This is a genomic window from Rhizobacter sp., from assembly GCF_035702065.1.
Taxonomy (GTDB): Bacteria; Pseudomonadota; Gammaproteobacteria; order Burkholderiales; family Burkholderiaceae_C; genus Rhizobacter.
The window spans coordinates 1-18,106 of sequence record NZ_DASSRA010000252.1 but is presented as its reverse complement, the minus strand read 5'-3'; the positions used below and the strand labels follow the sequence as shown (position 1 = coordinate 18,106).

At 67.1% G+C, this 18,106-nt stretch carries 15 protein-coding genes and 1 pseudogene; 8 read left to right on the top strand and 8 right to left on the bottom strand.

Annotation, left to right across the window (positions count from 1 at the left end; genetic code table 11):
• Window positions 1-1,365 (bottom strand): annotated as a pseudogene (gene aceE / locus VFL64_RS11590) (pyruvate dehydrogenase (acetyl-transferring), homodimeric type); the annotation flags it as partial.
• Between the two features lie 166 nt (window positions 1,366-1,531).
• Between aceE and VFL64_RS11585 the strand changes: the two are divergent.
• From VFL64_RS11585 to VFL64_RS11565, 5 genes are all read left to right on the top strand, one after another.
• A complete protein-coding gene (locus VFL64_RS11585; RefSeq protein ID WP_489540532.1) occupies window positions 1,532-4,063 on the top strand; it encodes a PAS domain S-box protein in 2,532 nt (843 codons plus the stop codon).
• Between the two features lie 10 nt (window positions 4,064-4,073).
• Complete coding sequence (locus VFL64_RS11580) at window positions 4,074-4,697, top strand: response regulator transcription factor (protein WP_489540531.1); 624 nt, start codon at window positions 4,074-4,076, stop codon at window positions 4,695-4,697.
• A gap of 62 nt (window positions 4,698-4,759) precedes the next feature.
• Window positions 4,760-5,614 (top strand): bifunctional methylenetetrahydrofolate dehydrogenase/methenyltetrahydrofolate cyclohydrolase FolD, encoded by an 855-nt coding sequence (gene folD / locus VFL64_RS11575; RefSeq protein WP_489540530.1) that lies wholly within the window; start codon window positions 4,760-4,762, stop codon window positions 5,612-5,614.
• Window positions 5,615-5,627: 13 nt separating this feature from the next.
• Entirely contained in the window at window positions 5,628-7,649 is a 2,022-nt protein-coding gene (locus tag VFL64_RS11570) for a M3 family metallopeptidase (RefSeq protein ID WP_489540529.1), read from the top strand.
• A gap of 53 nt (window positions 7,650-7,702) precedes the next feature.
• Window positions 7,703-8,338 carry a glutaredoxin family protein gene (locus VFL64_RS11565; RefSeq protein WP_489540528.1) on the top strand — a complete coding sequence of 212 codons (636 nt, stop codon included), beginning with the start codon at window positions 7,703-7,705 and terminating at the stop codon, window positions 8,336-8,338.
• A gap of 10 nt (window positions 8,339-8,348) precedes the next feature.
• Here the strand turns inward: VFL64_RS11565 and VFL64_RS11560 are convergent, their stop codons facing one another.
• From VFL64_RS11560 to VFL64_RS11535, 6 genes are all read right to left on the bottom strand, one after another.
• The gene (locus VFL64_RS11560; protein WP_489540527.1) at window positions 8,349-9,518 is read right to left on the bottom strand and encodes an MFS transporter; all 1,170 of its coding nucleotides are present in this window, start codon (window positions 9,516-9,518) and stop codon (window positions 8,349-8,351) included.
• A gap of 78 nt (window positions 9,519-9,596) precedes the next feature.
• Window positions 9,597-11,042, bottom strand: a complete 1,446-nt coding sequence (locus VFL64_RS11555) for a DNA recombination protein RmuC (protein WP_489540526.1) — start codon at window positions 11,040-11,042, stop codon at window positions 9,597-9,599.
• A 12-nt stretch (window positions 11,043-11,054) separates the two neighbouring features.
• The gene (locus VFL64_RS11550; protein ID WP_489540525.1) at window positions 11,055-12,053 is read right to left on the bottom strand and encodes a 2-hydroxyacid dehydrogenase; all 999 of its coding nucleotides are present in this window, start codon (window positions 12,051-12,053) and stop codon (window positions 11,055-11,057) included.
• Window positions 12,050-12,748 (bottom strand): nitroreductase, encoded by a 699-nt coding sequence (locus VFL64_RS11545; RefSeq protein ID WP_489540524.1) that lies wholly within the window; start codon window positions 12,746-12,748, stop codon window positions 12,050-12,052. Before VFL64_RS11545 ends, VFL64_RS11550 begins: the two co-directional genes overlap by 4 nt.
• Entirely contained in the window at window positions 12,745-13,188 is a 444-nt protein-coding gene (locus VFL64_RS11540; protein WP_489540523.1) for an acyl-CoA thioesterase, read from the bottom strand. The genes VFL64_RS11545 and VFL64_RS11540 overlap by 4 nt, the downstream gene beginning before the upstream one ends.
• Window positions 13,185-14,123 carry a histone deacetylase family protein gene (locus VFL64_RS11535; protein ID WP_489540522.1) on the bottom strand — a complete coding sequence of 313 codons (939 nt, stop codon included), beginning with the start codon at window positions 14,121-14,123 and terminating at the stop codon, window positions 13,185-13,187. The genes VFL64_RS11540 and VFL64_RS11535 overlap by 4 nt, the downstream gene beginning before the upstream one ends.
• Window positions 14,124-14,272: 149 nt before the next feature.
• On the opposite strand from VFL64_RS11535, the gene phaP reads away from it, so the two are divergent.
• Window positions 14,273-14,824, top strand: a complete 552-nt coding sequence (gene phaP, locus VFL64_RS11530) for a TIGR01841 family phasin (protein WP_489540521.1) — start codon at window positions 14,273-14,275, stop codon at window positions 14,822-14,824.
• Between the two features lie 166 nt (window positions 14,825-14,990).
• Here phaP and VFL64_RS11525 read toward each other — a convergent pair whose 3' ends face one another.
• On the bottom strand, window positions 14,991-15,941 hold the full coding sequence (locus VFL64_RS11525) for a patatin-like phospholipase family protein (RefSeq protein ID WP_489540520.1): 951 nt from the start codon (window positions 15,939-15,941) through the stop codon (window positions 14,991-14,993).
• Window positions 15,942-16,093: 152 nt separating this feature from the next.
• On the opposite strand from VFL64_RS11525, the gene VFL64_RS11520 reads away from it, so the two are divergent.
• Window positions 16,094-16,861 carry a sulfite exporter TauE/SafE family protein gene (locus VFL64_RS11520; RefSeq protein ID WP_489540519.1) on the top strand — a complete coding sequence of 256 codons (768 nt, stop codon included), beginning with the start codon at window positions 16,094-16,096 and terminating at the stop codon, window positions 16,859-16,861.
• A gap of 9 nt (window positions 16,862-16,870) precedes the next feature.
• Window positions 16,871-18,106 (top strand): nitrite/sulfite reductase (locus VFL64_RS11515; protein WP_489540518.1); only part of this gene is annotated, 1,236 nt, incomplete at its 3' end.

Genomic DNA, 18,106 nt, shown 5'->3' with positions numbered 1-18,106 from the left:
GTCGGCCGGCTTGTAGAAGGGGATGCCGGCGGCGATCTGCTCGTCGCTCACCGGGATGTTGAAGCGGTCGCGGAAGCTCTTGATGTCGTCGTCGGTGAGCTTCTTGGTCTGGTGCGCGGTGTTCTTGGCCTCGCCGCTCTTGCCCATGCCGTAGCCCTTGACCGTCTTGATCAGCAGCACGGTGGGCTGGCCCTTGTGGTTGACGGCGCGGTGGTAAGCCGCGTAGACCTTCTGCGGGTCGTGGCCGCCGCGCTGCAGGCGCCAGATGTCGTCGTCGCTCATCTTGGCCACCATCTCCAGCAGCTTGGGGTGCTGGCCGAAGAAGTGCTGGCGGACGAAGGCGCCGTCGTTGGCCTTCATGGCCTGATAGTCGCCATCGACCGTGTCCATCATCACCTTGCGCAGGATCTCTTCCTTGTCGCGCGCCAGCAGCGGGTCCCAGTAGCTGCCCCACAGCAGCTTGATGACGTTCCAGCCCGAGCCGCGGAACTCGCCTTCGAGCTCCTGGATGATCTTGCCGTTGCCGCGCACCGGGCCGTCGAGGCGCTGCAGGTTGCAATTGACGACGAAGATCAGGTTGTCGAGCTTCTCGCGCGCCGCCAGGCCGATGGCGCCCAGCGATTCGGGCTCATCCATCTCGCCATCGCCCAGGAAGGCCCAGACCTTGCGGTTCTCGGTGTTGGCGATGCCGCGGGCGTGCAGGTACTTCAGGAAGCGCGCTTGGTAGATCGCCATCAGTGGGCCGAGGCCCATGCTGACCGTGGGGAACTGCCAGAACTCGGGCATCAGCTTCGGGTGCGGGTAGCTGGAGAGGCCCTTGCCGCCCACCTCTTGCCGGAAGTTGAGCAGCTGCTCTTCGGTGATGCGCCCTTCGAGGAAGGCCCGCGCATAGACGCCGGGTGACGAGTGGCCCTGGATGTAGAGCAGATCGCCGCCATGGCCTTCACTCTCGGCATGCCAGAAGTGGTTGAAGCCCGCGCCGAACATGGTGGCCAGCGAGGCGAAGGACGAGATGTGCCCACCCAGGTCGCCGCCATCGGCGGGATGCAGGCGGTTCGCCTTGACCACCATCGCCATCGCGTTCCAGCGCATGTAGGCGCGCAGGCGCTCCTCGATCTCGATGTTGCCGGGGCTGCGCTCTTCCTGGTCCGGCGGGATGGTGTTGACGTAGGCCGTGCGGGCCGAGAACGGCATGTCGATGCCGGCTTGCCGCGCGTGGTTGATCAGTTCTTCGAGCAGGAAGTGGGCGCGCTCGCCACCTTCGGCCTGGATCACGGCGGAGAGGGCATCGAGCCACTCTCGGGTTTCTTGCGAATCGGCGTCGTTGGCGGCCGCGCCCAGAAAAGCCTCAGGCATTGCAGACATGCTTGTCTCCTATGTGTGCTGTGTGAACTTGCGCGGCAGTGTCCCACAAGATCACGTTTTTTCAAATAGCGCGAACTGTTTTCATAATGCGCAATCGCCATTTCGCGTGATGCCTCGGGATGCTCACGGTGCCGTCCTCTGCACTCCCCGTTTGATAATTCAATCCATGTCCTTGCCCACCGCCCCTGCCTCGCCCCGCCACCCTCTTTCTGCGAGGGTTCAGCGCCTGCTGGGGAGCTGGTGGCGGCGCCAGTCGCCTGCCCGCCAGGACCGCTTCGCCACGCTGGGGCCGCTGGTCTCGGTGCTGCTGTTTCTCGCCGCCATCATTTCCGCGTTCTGGTACCTGCGCAACGAGGAATTCGAGCGCGAACAGGAGTCGGTCAAGCGCGACACCGAGATCGCCCAGCAGCAGATCCGCCTGCGCCTGATCGAGAACCAGGAACAGCTCGTGCGCATCGCGCGGGAGATCGTCACCCGCACCATCGACCAGGACGAGTTCCTCGGCCAGGCGGCGAGCTTCACGCGCGAGCGGCCCGAGATCACCAACCTGATCTGGGTGACCAGCAGCGGTTCGCGCCGCGCCAGCTACTCCACGCTGATGGCACAAGCCGAGCTGGGCATGCCGGTGGCCGAGATCGGCCGCTCGCTGCCCGAGGCGCCGAACTCCGATCCGCTCGACGCATTCAAGGCGGCGCGCGAACTGCGGCTGCCCGTGTACTCGCGCACCTTCGCCGACTCCTACGGCAACACCGTCTTCCAGGTGCACGTGCCGCTGCTCGATCGCAGCGCCTTCTCCGGCTCGCTGATCGCCGAGTACTCGATCGACTCGCTGGTGCGCTACTTCATCCCCACCGAAGTGGCACGCCGGCACACCATGACGCTGCTCGACGCGCAGGAGAAGGTGGTCGCCAGCACGCTGGCCGTGACGCCCGGCCAGCCCGCCAAGCCCGCGTCCATCCTGTATGACGTACCGCTCGCCCCGGCGAGCAACGGCCTGGTGCTGCGCGGCCAGGGGCACCGCACCTCCATTGGCCTGATCAGCAACACGCTGTTCTGGATGGTCTCGGCGCTCTCCGTGCTCACCGTGTGGATGCTGCTTGGCACCTGGCGCCACATGCGCCGTCGCATGCAGATGCAGAACGCGCTGGTGTCGGAGACCAACTTTCGCCGCGCGATGGAGAACTCCATGCTCACCGGCATGCGCGCCATGGACATCGAAGGCCGCATCACCTACGTGAACCCGGCCTTCTGCGCGATGACGGGCTTCAGCGAGTCCGAACTCATCGGCCGCATGTCGCCCTTCCCCCACTGGCCGCCCGACCGCTACGAAGAGAACAACCGCCTGCTGCAGCAGGAGCTGCAGGGCCGCAGCCCGGCCGGCGGCATCGAGGTGAAGGCCATGCGCAAGGACGGCACGCTGTTCGACGCGCGCATGTACGTCTCGCCGCTGATCGACCCCAAGGGCATGCAGACCGGCTGGATGACCTCCATGACCAACATCACCGAGGCCAAGCGCGTGCGCGACCAGCTCTCGGCCTCGCACGAGCGTTTCACCACCGTGCTGGAAGGGCTCGACGCCGCGGTGTCCGTGCTCTCGGTGCAGCAGGGCGAGCTGTTGTTCGCCAACCGCTCCTACCGCCTGTGGTTCGGCGCCGATGCGCGCGGCCACGGCCTGCTGGCCGGCGGTGACCCGGGCCTGCCGATGATTGCCGACCTGGGCGACTCGGTCGACAGCTTCGGCGGCCTGCCCACGCAGGAGCTCACCGAGGCCGGCTCCGACCCGCGCGAGGTGTACATCGAATCGCTGGAGAAGTGGTTCGACGTGCGCGCGCGCTACCTGCAGTGGACCGACGGCCGGCTCGCGCAGATGCTGATCGCCACCGACGTGACGGGCCGCCGCCATGCCGAGTTGCAGGCCGCGCAGCAGGCCGAGAAGGCCCAGGTCACCAGCCGCCTGGTGACCATGGGCGAGATGGCCTCGTCGGTGGCCCATGAACTGAACCAGCCGCTCACCGCCATCACCAACTACTGCAACGGCATGGTCTCGCGCGTGAAGGCCGACGCCATCGGCAAGGACGACCTGGTCGCCGCCCTGGAGAAGACAGCCAAGCAGGCCGACCGTGCCGCGCAGATCATCCGCCGCATCCGCGCCTTCGTGAAGCGCAGCGAGCCGCAGCGCCAGGCCGCGCAGGCCCGCAACATCGTCGACGATGCGGTCGACCTGGCCGGCATCGAGCTGCGCCGGCGCAACGTGTCCATCCACGTCTACGTGGCGCAGCGGCTGCCCGTGCTGATGGTCGACCCCATCCTGATCGAACAGGTGGTGCTCAACCTGCTCAAGAACTCGGCCGAGGCCATCGACATGGCGGGCCTGCCGCCTGCGCGGCGCAACATCGAGCTGCGCGTGGTGCCCAAGCACACGCCCGAGGAAGGTGGCGTGATCGAGTTCAGCGTCACCGACACCGGCCCCGGTTTGAAAGAAGAAGTCATCTCGCGCTTGTACGAAGCGTTCTTCTCGACCAAGGTCGAAGGCCTGGGCATCGGCCTCTCGTTGTGCCGCTCCATCATCGAGAGCCACAGAGGCCGGATCAGAGCGCAGAACCTCTACAATGGCGACCTCGCTGTCGGCTGCCGTTTTACCTTTACGCTCCCAGTCGAAACCGCGAAATCAACTGGCCTCGAACCGGCCATGACATGAGACAGCACACATGAGCTTGATTCCGAAGAAGGGCACCGTCTACGTGGTCGATGACGACGAGGCGGTGCGAGACTCCTTGCAATGGCTGCTCGAAGGCAAGGACTACCGCGTCAAGTGCTTCGACTCTTCCGAATCATTCCTCTCCCGCTTCGACCCGCGTGAAGTGGCCTGCCTGATCGCCGACATCCGCATGGACGGCATGAGCGGCCTGGAGTTGCAAGACCGTCTTCTGGAACGCAAATCGCCTCTTCCCGTGGTATTTATCACGGGCCATGGCGATGTGCCGATGGCCGTGAGCACCATGAAGAAGGGTGCGATGGACTTCATCGAGAAGCCCTTCAAGGAAGAAGAGCTGCTCAACCTCGTGGAGCGCATGCTCGACCAGGCCCGCAGCGCCTTTTCGCACCATCAAGAGGCCGCCAGCCGCGACGCCCTGCTGTCGCGCCTGACCACCCGTGAATCGCAGGTGCTCGAGCGCATCGTCGCCGGCCGCCTCAACAAGCAGATCGCCGACGACCTGGGCATCAGCATCAAGACGGTGGAGGCGCACCGCGCCAACATCATGGAGAAGCTCAACGCCAACACCGTGGCCGATCTGCTCAAGATCGCGCTCGGCGCCCAGTCGAAAGCCTGAGGCAACACATCCCCTGAAGGGCCGCTCTCGCAGCGGCCCTTTTTCCTTTCCAAGGACCGTTCATGACTGCTCAACTCATCGATGGCAACGCCCTTGCCAAGAAGATCCGCGCCGAGGTGGCCGAGCGCGCCGCCGCGCTCACCGCCCAGGGCCACCGGCCGGGCCTGGCCGTGATCCTGGTCGGCGACGACCCGGCCAGCCAGGTCTACGTGAGCCACAAGGTCAAGGACTGCGAAGGCAGCGGCGTTCGCTCGGTGCTCGACCGCTACCCTGGCGACATGCCCGAGGCCAGGCTGCTCGCCCGCATCGCCGAGCTCAACGCCGACCCGACCATCCACGGCATCCTGGTGCAGATGCCCGTGCCCAAGCACATCGACCCGCAGAAGGTCATCGCCGCCATCGCGCCCGAGAAAGACGTCGACGGCTTCTCGGTGCTCAGCGCCGGCGCGCTGGCCAGCGGCCTGCCGGGCTTCAAGTCGTGCACACCCTACGGCTGCATGAAGCTGATCGAGACCACCGGCATCACGCTGCGCGGCAAGCACGCGGTGGTGATCGGCCGCAGCAACACCGTGGGCAAGCCCATGGCGCAGTTGCTCTTGCAAGCCAACGCCACCGTCACCATCTGCCACAGTGCGACGGCCGATCTGGGTCTCCACACGCGGCAAGCCGACGTGGTGGTGGCCGCAGTGGGCCGGCGCAATACCTTGACGGCCGACATGGTGAAGCCGGGGGCCGTCATCATCGATGTGGGCATGAACCGCAATGACGAAGGCAAGCTGTGTGGCGACGTGGACTTTGCCGGCGTCTCGCAGGTGGCGGGCTTCATCACACCCGTGCCGGGTGGCGTGGGCCCGATGACCCGCGCCATGCTGCTCGTCAACACCATCGAAGCCGCGGAACGCGTCGCCGCCAACTGACTCTCAGCATCCCATGAGCAACCCCCTCCTCGCGTTCGACGGCCTGCCCCACTTTGCCGAGATCCGGCCCGAACACGTGGGGCCGGCGGTGACCCAGTTGCTGGCCGAGGCCGACGCCGCGCTGGAGCGCGTCACCGGCAACGAGGTTCCTGCCGACTACGACGCCATGTCGGCTGTGCTCGACGTGGCCACCGAACGCCTGGGCACCGCCTGGGGCGCCGTGGCGCACCTGAACCACGTGGCCGACAACCCCGAGCTGCGTGCCGCCTACAACGAGAACCTGCCCAAGGTCACCGAGTTCCACACGCGTCTGGGTGCGGACGAGCGCCTGTACGCCAAGTACAAGGCCATCCACAACAGCCCCGCCGCAGCCAAGCTGAATCCGGCACGGCGCCAGGCACTGTCGAATGCCATGCGCGACTTCGTGCTGTCGGGTGCCGAACTGCAAGGTGCGGCCCGCGAGCGCTATGCGCAGATCCAGGAACGCCAGGCCGCGCTGTCGCAGAGCTACTCCGAGCACGTGATGGACGCGACCGATGGCTATTCGCTCTACGTGAGCGAGGCCGAGCTGGCTGGCGTGCCGGCCGACGCCAAGGAGGCCGCACGCGCTGCGGCCGAGGCTGACGGCAAGCCCGGCAACTACAAGCTCACGCTGCACTTCCCGAGCTACTTCCCCGTCATCCAGTACGGCGAGAACCGCGCGCTGCGCGAAAAGCTCTACACCGCCTACGCCACGCGTGCGAGCGAGCTGGGCAAGGCCGAGCACGACAACAGCGCCGCGATGCGCGAGCTGCTGGCCCTGCGCCAGGAAGAGGCCGAACTGCTCGGATACCGCAACTACGCCGAGGTGTCGATGGTGCCCAAGATGGCCGACTCGCCCCAGCAGGTGACCGACTTCCTGCGCGACCTGTCTCGCCGCGCCCGGCCCTACGCCGAGAAGGACCTGGCCGAGTTGCGCGAGTTCGCGCGCACCGAACTCGGCCTGCCCGAGCTGCAGTCGTGGGATCTGCCCTTCGCCAGCGAGAAGCTCAAGGAAGCGCGCTACGCCTTCAGTGACCAGGAGGTGAAGACCTATTTCACCGAGACCAAGGTGCTCTCCGGCCTGTTCCGCATCATCGAGACGCTGTTCGAGGTGAGCATCCGCCCGGACACGGCCGAGGTGTGGCACCCGAGCGTGCGCTTCTTCCGCATCGAACGGGCCGGCCAGTTGGTCGGTCAGTTCTACCTCGACCCCTACGCCCGCACCGGCAAGCGCCCCGGCGCGTGGATGGACGACGTACGCGGCCGCTGGGCCCGCCCCGAGGGCCGCACACAGACGCCTGTGGCGCACCTGGTTTGCAACTTCACCCCGCCCGCCGACGGCAAGCCGGCGCTGCTCACGCACGACGAAGTCACCACCCTCTTCCACGAGTTCGGTCACGGTCTGCACCACATGCTCACGCAAGTGAGCGACATGGGCGTGGCCGGCATCTCCGGCGTGGAGTGGGACGCGGTCGAGCTGCCCAGCCAGTTCATGGAGAACTTCTGCTGGGAGTGGGAGGTGCTCAAGCACCTGACCGCCCATGTGGACACCGGCGAGGCCCTGCCCCGTGCCCTGTACGACAAGATGCTGGCCGCCAAGAACTTCCAGAGCGGGCTGCAGACGCTGCGCCAGATCGAGTTCTCGCTGTTCGACATGCGCCTGCATGCCGAGCCCGGCAGCGAAGGCCGCATCCAGCAGATCGCCGACGAGGTGCGCAACGAGGTGGCCGTCTTCACGCCACCGGCTTTCAATCGCTTCCAGCACTCGTTCTCGCACATCTTTGCCGGCGGCTACGCGGCGGGCTACTACAGCTACAAGTGGGCCGAGGTGCTGAGCGCCGACGCCTGGAGCGCCTTCGAAGAGACCGGCACGCTCAACCCCGACACCGGCCGGCGCTACCGCGAAGCCATCCTGGAGGCCGGCGGCAGCCGCCCGGCCATGGAGAGCTTCAAGGCCTTCCGCGGCCGCGAGCCACGAATTGACGCACTTTTGCGGCACCAGGGCATGGCCTGATGCATAGAATTTGCTGCGCTGGCAGCATCGACCTGCCCTCTGGAGTACCCCACATGACCCAACGCAAACACACCGTCCTCAGCCTGGCCGTGTCCGTGGCCGCCGCCTCGCTGCTCACCGCGGTGCCGGCTCATGCGCTGTACAAGGTGATCGGGCCGGACGGCAAGGTGACCTACACCGACCAGCCCTCGGTGAGCCCAGAGAACAAGGTGCAGGCCGTGGGTACACGCGGCGGCGTGAGCAACGATGCGTCACTGCCCTTCGAGTTGCGCCAGGTGGTGCAGCGCTACCCCGTCACGCTCTACGTGGCGGCCGATTGCCAACCCTGCGACTCGGGCCGCCAGTTCCTGCGTCAACGCGGCGTGCCCTTCGCCGAGAAGCTCGTCAGCACCGCCGACGACAGCAACGCACTGCAGCAGCTCACCGGCTCGACCAACCTGCCGTCGATGACGGTCGGCGCCCAGGTCGTGCGCGGCTGGCAACGCGAGAACTGGGCTTCGTACCTCGACGCCGCCGGTTACCCCAAGGAGTCGCGCCTGCCGGCCAACTTCCCGCAGGGCAAGGCCGAGCCGCTGACGGAGGCCAAGCAACAGCAGAACGCACCGGTGGCCCGCCCGGCACCGTCGCCGCAGCCTTCCACGCAGGCGGAACCGCCGCCCGCCCCGCCGACCACCGGCATCCGCTTCTGATCGACGCAGCTCAGGCGTGGCCCACGTGCCGCGCCTGCCAGCTGCCCGCGCCCACGGCTGCGCCCATCAGCCAGAACAGAGTCGACGCGCCGATCGCCGCGCCCAGCGCGCCGAACAGCAAAGGCATCAAGGCACTGCTGGCGTTGATGGTCATGGACCGCAACGCGATGGCCTCGCCATGGCGGTCGCTCGGCGTCAGGTGGTGCAGCGTGGTCATGACCATCGGGTTCACCGTCCCCAGCGCCAGGCCGAGCACGGTGGCGCACACCGCCATCAGCCAGGCGGAGTGCACCAGCGGGTAGACCGCGAACACCGTGGTCGTCACGAGCATCGCACCCACCAGCACCTGGTGCGCGCGCAGGCGGTGTGACAAGAACGGGATGGCAAAGCGCACCCCCGCGACGGCGGCCGCAAACGCCCCCAGGATGAGGCCGATGGCCGACGCGCTGAAGCCGCGCTCGTGCCCCACCACCGGCACCACGAAGGCGTGCAGATCCCAGCTCGATGACATCAGGAAGTTGACCAGCAGCAGGCGCCCCATGCCCGGCAAGGCGAAGAGCTCCCAGGCCGCACGCCTCTCACCGACCGCCACGGGAGCAGCAGCCTCTTCCACGGGGACTTGACGCGACCACCACAGCGAGGCCAGCGGCAGCAAAGCCAGCGCAACGAAGGCGCCGCGAAAGCCCGTGAGGTCGATCAGCGTGCCCGCCATCACCGGGCCCACCACGTTCGACATCGCCGGCGCGAGGCCCAACCAACTGAAGATGCGCGTCAGCGCCACGCGGTCACCATGCGCCAGCCGGCCCGCCGAACGCTGGATGGCGATCAGCCCGAAGTTGGTTCCAACACCGCACAGCGAGGCGGCCACGCACAGCAGCACGAACTGCGGCCACGTGTCCAGCCAGGTGGACGCCACGGCGAGCAGGCCACCCGCGATCGTCATCGCCACCGCCAGGCGCACCGGTTGGTGATAGCCGTGCCGATCGGCCATGCGGCCGGCATACAGCGACGAGAGCACCGGTGCGGCGGCGAACAAGCCCAGCAGGATGCCCACCGCCCAGGGCGGATGGCCCTTGTTCAAGGCGAGCAGCGGCGCCGCCACCCGCACCCCGGCCATGCACGAATGCAGGCAGATCTGGCCCATGATCAGCGCCAGCAGCGGGCGCGAGAACTGGGCCATCAGACCAGCGCTCGACCGCCCGAAGCTGGGCTGCGCCCCCTCGGGGGGCAGGCGCGGAGCGACGTGGGGGTAGCCATGTCAGGCGTCGGGCTCTCCGGCATCGGCCAGAAGGTCGTCGGCCGGCAACGGCAGCACGAGCTTGGCCTTGGCCTCGGGCAAGGCCTCGACGGAGCGCAGCTCGCGCGCCATCACGCGCGCGCGGGTTTCTGCCTGCGAGATGTTGTTGCTGGCCTCATCGAGCTTCTTCTTGGTCTTGGCCAGCACCTCGCCGAACTTGGCGAACTCGGTCTTCACCGCGCCCAGCACCTCCCACACCTCGACCGAGCGCTTCTCCAGCGCCAGCGTGCGGAAGCCCATCTGCAGGCTGTTGAGCGTGGCCAGCAGCGTGGTGGGGCCTGCAAGCATCACGCGGTACTCGCGCTGCATGGCCTCCATCAGGCCCGGCCGGCGCAGGGCCTCGGCGTACAGGCCTTCGGTGGGCACGAACAGGATGCCGAAGTCGGTGGTGTGCGGTGGCGCCACGTACTTGTCGCGGATCGCGCGGGCCTCGGCGCGCAGCCGTTGCTCGATGGCCTTGGCGGCCGCTTCCGCTGCCACCGCATCGGCGCTGGCCTGGGCATCGAGCAGGCGCTCGTAGTCTTCGCGGGGGACCTTGGCATCGACCGGCAGCCACAGCGGCACGCCATCGGCGCGCTGGCCGGGCAGGCGGATCGCGAACTCCACGCGCGCGCCGCTGCCGGGCACGGTCTCGACGTTGGTGGCGTACTGCTCGGGCGTGAAGACCTGTTCCAGCAGGCCGGCGAGTTGCACTTCGCCGAAGATGCCGCGCGTCTTCACGTTGGTCAGCACACGGTTGAGCGAGCCCACGTCGCGCGCCAGGCCCTGCATCTCGCCCAGGCCCTTGTGCACCTGCTCCAGGCGGTCGGCCACCTGCTTGAAGCTCTCGCCCAGGCGCTGTTCCAGCGTGGCGTGCAGCTTCTCGTCGACGGTGGCGCGCATCTGCTCGAGCTTCTGCTCGTTGCCCTGCTGCAGCACGGTGAGGCGCTGTTCGACGGCACTGCGCACTTCGGCTAGGCGTCGTTCGTTGGCTTCGGACAGCGCACGCAGCTGCTCGTTGAGCGTGTCGGCAAAGCGCTTGAGGCTCTGGTCCTGCGCCTCGCGCGACACCACCGATTGCGCCGTCTGCGCGCTGGCGGTGGACTGCAGCGTGTCGCTCACCGCCTGCTGCATTGCGGCGAGTTGCACGCGGAAGCTGTCGATCTGCTCGTTTTGCAGACGTGCCACGCTGGCCTGTGCGCCGGTGAGCGTCTGCTGGAAGTTGGCGAGCGTGCTGCCCAGCTCTTGCCGCGTGCCCTGGGCGCTGCGGCCCAGCTCGTCGCGCAGCTCACGCTCCAGGCGCTCTGTGGCGCTGCGCAGCTCGGCCTTGATGCTGTCATCCACCGGCGGCCGGCGGAAAGCCAACCAGAGCAGCAACACGAGATTGACGGACAGAAGCGCCGTCGCGATCCACCATGGGGTTTGCATCCGGCGATTGTCTCAGGCGCCCTTGAGCACCTCGGGGTTGAGCGGCGTGGGCGGCTGGCCGGCCTGCGGGCCGAAGCCGAGAGCCGCGATCAGGTTGTCGGCCGCGAGGTTGGACATCGCCAGGCGCGTGGCACGGGTGGCGCTGGCGATGTGCGGTGTGAGCACGACGTTGGGCACCTGCAGCAGCGCGGGGTTGAGCGCCGGCTCGCCTTCGAACACGTCGAGGCCGGCTGCGGCGATCTGCCCAGCGGCCAGGGCTTTCGCGAGCGCAGCATCGTCGACCACGCCGCCGCGGGCGATGTTGGTCAGAGTCGCGGTCGGCTTCATCTGCGCCAACTCGGCTGCACCGATGGCGTGGTGCGATGAGGGCGAGTACGGCACGACGATCACCAGGTGGTCGGACTGGCGCAGCAGTTCGTCTTTCGAGACGTAGCTCGCCTTGCACTCGGCCTCGATCTCTGGCGACAAGCGCGAGCGGTTGCAATAGATCACCTTCATGCCGAAGCCATGCGCGCCGCGGCGGGCGATGGCCTGGCCGATGCGGCCCATGCCGAGGATGCCGAGCGTGGCACCGTGCACATCGCCCCCGACGAACATGTCGACCGACCACTTCTTCCATTCGCCCCGCCGCAGGAAGTGCTCGGACTCGCTGATGCGGCGCGCCGTGGCCATCATGAGCGCGAAGCCGAAGTCGGCGGTGGTCTCGGTGAGCACGTCAGGCGTGTTGGTGCAGAGCACGCCCCGCGCGGTGGCGGCTGGAACATCGAGGTTGTTGAAGCCGACGGCGATGTTGCACACCGCGCGCAGGCTGGGCGTGGCGGCGAGCACGCCATCGTCGATGCGCTCGCTGCCGGTGGTCAGCACGCCGAGCTTGCCCTGCAGGCGCGCGATCAGCTCGTCGCGCGAATAGATCTCGTCGGCGCTGTTGACCTCCACCTCGAAGTGCTCGCGCAAACGCGCGATGACCTCGGGCTGGATGGCCCTCGCCACCAGAACAGCAGGACGGCTCATTCCAGGAACCTCGCGAAAGTTGTGACCGGCTCCCGCTCGGTCTGGAGCGTGTTCTCGACGGCATCAGGCGCGGCATGCCCGAGCGCCATGCCGCACACGAGCATCTCGTCGGGTGACGCGCCGATGGCCGGCAGGATGATGCGGTGGAACTGCGTCCACGCGGCCTGCGGGCAGGTGTCGAGCCCGCGGGCCCGGGCAGCGACCATGATGCTTTGCAGGAACATGCCGTAGTCGAGCCAGCTGCCCTGCTCCATCACGCGGTCGATGGTGAACATGAGGCCGACGGGGGCGTCGAAGAAGGCGTAGTTGCGGCCGTGCTGCTCGTGCATGCGCTCCTTGTCGCCCTTGGCGATGCCCAGCAGCGAGTACAGATCCCATCCCACCTTGCGGCGGCGGTCGATGTAGGGCGCTTGCCACTGGCGCGGATAGTAGGCGTAGGCCTCCTGGTGCTGGGCCGCGACCGCGGGGTCGTCGTACGCCGCGCGCACCGCCTGCGACAGCGAGCGCAGTGCTTCGCCGGTCAGCACATAGACCTTCCACGGCTGGGTGTTGGTGCCCGAGGGAGCGCGCGACGCCACGCGCAAGATGTCCTCGATGGTCTCGCGCGCAACCGGCGTTGGCAGAAAGGCCCGCAGCGAGCGGCGCGAGGTGATGGCCGCGTCCACCGCGGCGGTCTGTTCGGGCGTGGGCTTCAAACCTGCAACTCCTTCAGGGCCTTGAGCAAGGCGGGCGGCAACGCCGTGGGCCGGCGTGTCGCGCGGTCCACGTACACATGGATGAAGTGGCCTCGGGCAGCCGCCAGCGTGGCACCGGCCGCGAAGATGCCGATCTCGTAGCGCACGCTCGACGAACCCAGCTGCGCGACGCGGATCCCAGCCTCGACCATCTGCGGGAACTCGATCGAGGCGAAGTAGTTGCAATGCGTCTCGACCACCAGGCCGATCACCTCGCCCTTGTGGATGTCGAGCGCGCCGGCTTCGATCAGGTAGCGGTTCACCGCCGTGTCGAAGAGGCTGTAGTAGACGACGTTGTTCAGGTGCCCGTAGGCGTCGTTGTCCATCCAGCGCGTGGCCAGGGGGGTGAAGTGTGGGTAGGCATCGCGGCCATCGGGCTGGGGGCGGGTCGGTGTGCTCATGAGCGCCCATTGTTCCACTGCTGCCAGCTGGCCAACGCGTGGCCCAGCGTGTTCACCTGGACCTGCACGGTGGCGGTTATCTCGCGGCCGTAGCCGCCTGCCATCGAGAGGGCCACCGGGATGTGCCGCTCGCGGGCCGCGGCCAGCACGCGCCGGTCGCGCTCGGCCAGGCCTTCGGTGCTGAGCTTGAGGCGGCCGAGGCGGTCGCCTTCATGCGGATCGGCGCCGGCCAGGAAGAAGATCAGTCCGGGCAGCCCGTCGCGATGGCGAAGCCAGAGTTCATCGAGGGCGCCGTCGAGCGCAGCCAGGTACTGCGCATCGCCGCAGCCGTCGGGCAGGTTCACGTCGAGATCGCTAGGCTCCTTGCGGAACGGGAAGTTCTTCTCGCCATGCAGAGACAGCGTGAACACCGTCGGGTCGTCGCGAAAGATGGCGGCAGTTCCGTTGCCCTGGTGCACGTCGAGGTCGATCACGGCGACACGCAGCAGGCGACGGTACAGGCGGTGCCACTCGGCCTGCATGAGGCGCGCAGCCACCGCCACGTCGTTGAAGACGCAATAGCCGCCGCCCTTGTCGGCGCTCGCATGGTGCGTGCCCCCGGCCAGGTTGGCTGCCACGCCGTGGCGGAGCGCGGCGCGTGCCGCCTGGATGGTCGCCCCCACGGAGCGACAGGCGCGCTCGGCCATGCGCTCCGACCAGGGGAAGCCGATCTCGCGCTGATGCGCCGCGCTCAGGTGCCCCTGCAGCACCGCGGCAATGTAGTGCGGTGTGTGGGCCAGAGCCAATTCGCCCTCGCTGGCCGCCAAGGCCTGCTCCAACCGGATGCCCGGCAACTCCGCTGCCACCCGTTCGCGCAGCAGCCGGTACTTCTGCATCGGAAAGCGGTGCCCCTCGGGCAGCTGCAAGACGAAGTGGTCGGCGTAGAAGGCCTGCATGCGAGCAGATTTAGAAGTGCCGCACTAAATTGCTGCATCGCAGCAAATAATGCTTGAAATGTCACGTCGGCTCCGTATACTTCTGGTCATGGTGCAGCGCAACAAATGCTGTGTCAGTCCCCGAATCTAACCATTGGAGATTACTCATCATGCTGACCGCTGAACAAGTCATTGCCGCTCACAAGGCCAACGTCGAAACCCTCTTCGGCCTCACCGGCAAGGCATTCGAGGGCGTCGAGAAGCTGATCGAGCTGAACCTGCAAGTGGCCAAGACCGCTTGGGGCGAAGCCGCCGAGAACACCAAGGCCGCCCTGTCCGTGAAGGACGCGCAAGAGCTGCTGGCCCTGCAAGCCGGCCTGCTGCAACCCGCCGCCGAAAAGGCTGCCGCCTACGGCCGCTATGTCTATGACATCGCTGCCAGCACCAACGCCGACATCGGCAAAGTGGCCGAAGCCACCGCGTCCGACGCCCAGAAGAAGTTCATGGCTCTGGTCGACACCTCGGTGAAGAACGCTCCCGCCGGCACCGAGAACGCCGTGGCGCTGGTCAAGTCGGCCGTGGCCGCTGCCAACAACGCCTACGAGTCCGTGCACAAGGCTGCCAAGCAGGCTGCCGACGTGGCGGAAGCCAACTTCCAGGCCATGACCAGCACCGCCGTCAAGGCCACGCAAGCCGCAACCAAGACCACGCGCGCTGCCTGATCACAAAGTTTTTTGCCACGGGGTTGAACTTCCGATCAGGTTCTTCATCTGAAGAGTTCCACAGGCGATGCCTGTGGTCTCCCTGAAAGGTTGTCTCCTCGGTATCCGCGAATTCTCCATTCAAGATACCTTTTCGGCCCGGTGGCAACACCGGGCCGTTTTGTTTTCAGCGGGTCTTGGCGGCGATGCGCGCCTTGAGGTCGGGCAGCATGGCGACCGCCACGTCGCGGCCCGCCTGGATCGAGCGCTTGCGGGCGGTGAAGTCCGCGCTCGACACGCCTGCCAGCTTGGGCCGCAACACCACGTCGGCCTCGCGAAGCTCGAAACTGTTGATGCTCTTGCCCATGATGGCGAATGTCTGCAGCAGCATGCGCATCGGGTCGCCGGTGGCATTGCCATCGGGAATGGCCGAGATGTCGACGGCAATCACCAGCTCCGCTCCCATCTGCTTGGCAAATCGCACCGGCACCGGCGACACCAAGCCACCATCCACGTACTCGCGCGCGCCGATACGCACAGGGGTGAATACCGCCGGGACGGCGCTGGATGCCCGCACCGCCACGCCCGGGTCGCCGATCTGGAAGAGGATGGGCTGCCCGTTGTCCAGGTCGGTCGCCACGATGCCCAGCGGAACGCGCATGTGCTCGATCGAGCGTCCACCGGTGTTGTCGCGCACGAACTTCGCCAGAGCCTCCCCTCGGATCAGGCCGCGACCAGGGAAGCCCCAGTCTGCAAACGCCGATTCGTCCATGCTGTCGGCCATGGCCGCCAGGGCGGTGCCGTTCTTGCCGGAGGCGTAGAGCGCCGCCACCAAGCTGCCGGCCGAGGTACCGGCCACGCAGTCAACCTTGATGCCGTTTTCTTCCAGAACCTGGATGACACCGATGTGAGCGAACCCCCGCGCCGCGCCGCCACCCAGGGCGAGGCCGATGCGCGGCGGACGGGGCGGAACCAGCACGGGCGCGGAAGCGGTTGCGTCCGGGGGAACGGGAATGGCCACGGGGGGAAGGGTCGGCGGCGGTATCACGGGCGCCGTCTGGCAGGCAGCCAAGACGGCCACGGACAGGCAAACACCCGCCAGGCGCACGGGGCGCCAAAGATTCAAAGGATTCAGCATGGCGGAATTCTAGAAGCCGGCCTACCTCGGCCCCATCGCTTATCCCTCTGCCGCATAAACAACTTACCAAACTGTTCTTTCTATATATATAGACGCTGAATACAGTTCTGCCTTGCTCGCGCGTCGGTGCCGCGAGCCAACCCGGGCATTCCATGGACTTGATAGCGGTACTGAGCGGCTTTGGCGTCGGCGCCATCGTGGGCCTGACGGGCGTCGGCGGAGGCTCGCTGATGACGCCGCTGTTGCTCACGGTCTTCAAGCTGAACCCGGCCGTGGCCATCGGCACCGACCTCTGGTTTGCCGCCATCACCAAAACCTCGGGTTCCGTGGCCCATCACCGGCACGGTCACGTCGACTACAAGATCCTGGGGCTGCTGCTGGCCGGCAGCATCCCGGCGTCCATCGCCACGCTGGCCCTGATGCACTTCACCGGCGTGACCAAGGGCTGGGCCAGCGCGCTCACGTTCTCGCTGGGCATCGCCCTGCTGTTGACGGCCATCACCGTGGCCTACAAGAAGGTGTGGCACCAGTTGGGACTGAAGCTGGAGCGCTGGATCCCCGAATCGCGCAAGCCTGTCTTCACCGTGGCGTCGGGCCTGGTCCTGGGTGTGCTGGTGACGCTCAGCTCCATCGGCGCCGGCGCCATCGGCGCGACGCTGATCCTCTTGCTCTACCCCCGCCTGGAAGCGCGCCGCCTGGTCGGAACCGACATCGCCCATGCCGTGCCGCTGACCTTGGTCGCAGGCATCGGCCACGCGACCCTGGGCCACGTCGACTGGTCGCTACTCGTCGCGCTGCTGGTGGGCTCGATCCCCGGCATCTGGCTGGGTGCCCAACTCACGCGGAAAATGCCCGACCGCCTGGTGCGCGCGCTGCTGTGCGTGTCCCTGGTCACCGCCGGTCTGAAAGTCATTCACTGAGTCTCAACGATGTACCAGTACACCTCCTTCGACACCCAGTTCGTCAAGCAGCGCGCCGCGCAGTTCCGCGACCAGCTGGAGCGCAACCTCGCGGGCAAGCTGAGCGACGACGAGTTCCGGGCCCTGCGCCTGCAGAACGGCTGGTACATCCAGCGCCATGCGCCGATGGCCCGCATCGCCGTGCCCTATGGCGAGCTGAGCAGCACGCAGCTGCGCATGCTGGCTCGCATCGCCCGCGAATACGACCGCGGCTACGCCCACTTCACCACGCGCCAGAACTGCCAGTACAACTGGATTCCGCTGCCCCAATCGGCCGACGTGATGGACCTGCTGGCCTCGGTCTCGATGCACGGCATCCAGACCAGCGGCAACTGCATCCGCAACATCACGAGCGACTGCTTCGCCGGGGTGGCCGCCGACGAGATCGTCGACCCGCGCCCCTACTGCGAGATCCTGCGCCAGTGGAGCACGCTGCATCCCGAGTTCGCCCACCTGCCGCGCAAGTTCAAGATCGCCGTCAGCGGCGCCAAGGAAGACCGCGCCGCCATTGCCTGGCACGACATTGGCCTGCAACTGCTCAAGAACGACCAGGGCGAGGTCGGCTTCAAGGTGCTGGTGGGTGGCGGCATGGGCCGCACACCGGTCATCGGCACGGTGATCAGTGAGTTCCTGCCTTGGCAGCACATCCTCGTGTTCATCGAAGCCATCGTGCGCGTGTACAACCGCTATGGCCGGCGCGACAACATGTACAAGGCGCGCATCAAGATCCTGGTGAAGGCCGAAGGCCAGAAGTTCATCGACGCCGTGGCCGTGGAGTACAAGAACATCCTCGAGCGCGACCTCGACGGCTCGGCCCACATCCTCACGCAAGCGGAAATCGATCGCGTCGCGGCGCACTTCCGGTTGCCCGCCGGCGTGGCACCAATCGCCGGCAGCAAGCTGCACGTGCCCGCCGACGCGCCGGTGTCGTTCAAGCGCTGGACCGAGCGCAACGTGCACAGCCACCAGATCGCCGGCTACCGCGCTGTCACGCTCTCGCTCAAGCGCACCGGCCAGGCCCCGGGCGATGCCACCGACACGCAAATGGAGCTGGCCGCCGACCTGGCCGACAAGTTCAGCAGCGGCGAGTTGCGCGTCTCGCACGACCAGAACCTGGTACTGCCCTGGGTCAAGGAGAGCGACCTCTTCGCCCTGTGGGAAGCGGCGCGTGCCGCCAGCTTCGCCACACCCAACATCGGCCTGCTC

Coding starts and splice junctions, on each gene's coding strand:
- VFL64_RS11540 (WP_489540523.1), bottom strand. CDS start 13,188: ATGAGCACACCGACCCGCCCCCAGCCCGATGGCCGCGATGCCTACCCA.
- phaP (WP_489540521.1), top strand. CDS start 14,273: ATGCTGACCGCTGAACAAGTCATTGCCGCTCACAAGGCCAACGTCGAA.
- VFL64_RS11520 (WP_489540519.1), top strand. CDS start 16,094: ATGGACTTGATAGCGGTACTGAGCGGCTTTGGCGTCGGCGCCATCGTG.
- VFL64_RS11525 (WP_489540520.1), bottom strand. CDS start 15,941: ATGCTGAATCCTTTGAATCTTTGGCGCCCCGTGCGCCTGGCGGGTGTT.
- VFL64_RS11555 (WP_489540526.1), bottom strand. CDS start 11,042: ATGCAAACCCCATGGTGGATCGCGACGGCGCTTCTGTCCGTCAATCTC.
- folD (WP_489540530.1), top strand. CDS start 4,760: ATGACTGCTCAACTCATCGATGGCAACGCCCTTGCCAAGAAGATCCGC.
- VFL64_RS11560 (WP_489540527.1), bottom strand. CDS start 9,518: ATGGCCCAGTTCTCGCGCCCGCTGCTGGCGCTGATCATGGGCCAGATC.
- VFL64_RS11535 (WP_489540522.1), bottom strand. CDS start 14,123: ATGCAGGCCTTCTACGCCGACCACTTCGTCTTGCAGCTGCCCGAGGGG.
- VFL64_RS11550 (WP_489540525.1), bottom strand. CDS start 12,053: ATGAGCCGTCCTGCTGTTCTGGTGGCGAGGGCCATCCAGCCCGAGGTC.
- VFL64_RS11580 (WP_489540531.1), top strand. CDS start 4,074: ATGAGCTTGATTCCGAAGAAGGGCACCGTCTACGTGGTCGATGACGAC.
- VFL64_RS11585 (WP_489540532.1), top strand. CDS start 1,532: ATGTCCTTGCCCACCGCCCCTGCCTCGCCCCGCCACCCTCTTTCTGCG.
- VFL64_RS11570 (WP_489540529.1), top strand. CDS start 5,628: ATGAGCAACCCCCTCCTCGCGTTCGACGGCCTGCCCCACTTTGCCGAG.
- VFL64_RS11565 (WP_489540528.1), top strand. CDS start 7,703: ATGACCCAACGCAAACACACCGTCCTCAGCCTGGCCGTGTCCGTGGCC.